Source organism: Pseudoalteromonas sp. MelDa3 (assembly GCF_002863625.1).
GTDB lineage: Bacteria > Pseudomonadota > Gammaproteobacteria > Enterobacterales > Alteromonadaceae > Pseudoalteromonas > Pseudoalteromonas arctica.
On the sequence record NZ_PJBR01000183.1, the window covers coordinates 1 to 2,723 of the forward strand.

2 protein-coding genes are annotated in these 2,723 nt (G+C 35.8%); both read left to right on the forward strand.

Annotated elements, in window-relative coordinates; genetic code table 11:
- Window positions 1–809: DUF58 domain-containing protein (locus CXF89_RS18880; protein ID WP_121955455.1), on the forward strand; the 809-nt coding region annotated here is incomplete at its 5' end.
- Window positions 809–2,723: transglutaminase TgpA family protein (locus CXF89_RS18885; RefSeq protein WP_121955456.1), on the forward strand; the 1,915-nt coding region annotated here is incomplete at its 3' end. The genes CXF89_RS18880 and CXF89_RS18885, both read left to right, overlap by 1 nt.

The window sequence follows — 2,723 nt, forward strand, 5'->3', positions numbered from 1 at the left end:
TAATGGGCATTAATTATCAAAATAATTTAATTTTAATAATGTCTTATCTTATGTTTGTGGTGATGATTATTGCTGTATTAATGGGCTACAGTAACGCTAAAGGCTTAACGGTTAAATTTAAAGATGCATTTAACAGCTACGCCCCCCAAAAACCGAGTATTGTATTTGAATTACAAAGCCCTTCACTAACCCAATCTATTAATTTAACATATCAAGGTAGTGAGCAAACTCACAAACATACCGGCCAAGTTAATAGTAAACCTCAGTTACTTACACTCAACTTACCCTACAGCTCACGCGGTAAGTACTCAGTGCAACGTATTAAAATAGCGAGTAACTATCCCTTTGGTTTAATAACTGTTTGGAGCTACATTCAATTACAAGAAGATGTATTTGTATACCCGTCGCTTGAACAAGTACACAGTGATGCGCATGTTTCTGTGCTTGATGAGCAAGCCGATAAAGGTATTTCTACACAATCTGGCAGCGAAGAGTTCGAGTCGTTAATCCCACATTTACCTGAGATGGGATTGCAAAGAGTGTCGTGGAAGCATTACGCAAAAACACAGCAGTTATTAGTTAAAGAGTTTGTAGACTTTAAAACAGCGAATGCGCTCTTCGATTTTACGTTGATGAATGGAGATACAGAACAGCGCTTAAGCCAATTATGCTTTTTAGTGTGTGAAGCAACCGAGAAAAACACCCCTTTTATGTTAAAACTGCCGAGTAAAACAATAAATACAAATACCGGACAGCAGCATAAGCTGCAATGTTTAGCGTTATTGTGCTCATTTAATGGTGATGTGTAATGGACATACTTAAAAACGAAAAAGTAATAAATTATTCGCTGTGTTTTATATATGCATGTTTGATTGTGTTTTTTATAGCCCATTTACCGCTTGTTTTTGTTGGTGTACTTGCACTTATTTGTGCCTGGAATTTTTACATAACGCTGAGTAATAAACCAAAGCCAAATGCTTGGCTGGCAAATATACTTGCAGGTGTGTCGCTTGGTTTAATGCTCTACACTGTTGGCATGTCTGATACGGTTATTTTATTTGTGGCTATGCTGCTACTTGCTAGTTTATTTAAGCTGCTGCAGGCTAAAACCAAAAAACACTATCATGTTATTACAACGCTTACGTTTTTTTCACTCTCATCGGTGTATTTATTTAACCAAAGCATTTTAACGACGTTAACGGTAAGTGCTTTATACATATTAAACTTTGCAGTGCTTGGCCTACTTGAATCCAAACATAATTTAAAAATAGCCTCTAAGCAAAGCGGTAAGCTACTGCTTTTAGCGCTTCCATTAGCTATATTTTTACTGCTTTTTTTACCAAAAATGCCCGCTTTTTGGCAGCTTCCTGGGCCAAAACTTGCCAAAACAGGGCTTTCTGAACAAGTCGATCCATTCGATATTGCAAAGCTTTCAAACTCAGATGAACTTGTGTTTAGAGCTGAATTTAACGAAAAAAGACCTGTAGCGCCTTATTATTGGCGAGCAATAGTCCATGATGAATTTAATGGCAATGCGTGGCTTACGTCTGACTTTTTAAAATATAATAATGATAAAACAAATACGCAGAGCAAAAATGATGAACAATTTATTGCAAGCTACTCAGTTATTACAGAGCCTGCTACACAAAAATGGCTCTATGGTTTAGCGTATTCCAGTAGTAACTCAGCAAATGTTGAAGGTAATTCGCTAGGTTTATTGCGTAAAAAAAGTCGCCAAGCTAAAAACTTACAATACGATGTAAATAGCTTTAACTTTACAACTTTACCGCTTGGCCAGTTTGAAAAAAAACGTTACAAATACCTCGCTTATAAAAAGAATGTAAAAACATCATCACTTGCTAAAATCTTAAAGCAAAATACTCACTCTGACCGCGATTTTTACAATAGCTTATTACAATACTTTGCAAGTACGGGATTTACTTATACGTTAACACCTACTCCTATGAGCGGCGATAACACCATTGATCAATTTTTATTTGAAAACCAACGTGGATTTTGCGGTCATTATGCCAGTGCCGCTGCGTACATTTTTAGAACCGCAGGTATACCCGCTCGATTAGTAAGTGGCTATTTAGGTGGTGAATTAAATCAAGATAATAATACGCTAACAGTTCGCCAGTACGATGCGCATGCATGGGTAGAAGTATATTTACAAAACGAAGGTTGGGTTATTTTTGATGCAACCGCCGTTGTTGCACCAGAGCGTTTAAATGGCTCACTTTCGCAAAACGAAGAGCTGAATGACGAATTTAAAAGTAATCTTGATTTTGGTTTAGTGAGTTTAAGTAATTTCCCCGCTATTAATTGGTTAAGGTTAGAACTTGAAAATCTCGATTATCAATGGTCTAGCTGGGTACTTGGTTTTGATGAAGAAAAACAAAATGATTTTTTAAAATCAATTTTTGGTAGTAAAAACATTTGGCTTGTACCGTTAATAGTTTTATTAACAGCTGGTTTTTGTTTTGTAGGTTATTTTGTTTATTTAAACTTACCAAAACGTTCGGCTAAATTAGCGCCTATGGTTAAAGAGTTTTATGAAATAAAAGCATGGGCGAAAAAACAAAAAATAAATACACCCGATAATTTAACACCTAGTCAGCAGTTACATTTTTTTGCTGAGCAACTTCCTCATTCTGCACAATCTATAAACACATTTAGCCAGTTATTTAACCAAGTACGCTATGGTAAAAAACCTTTTACGA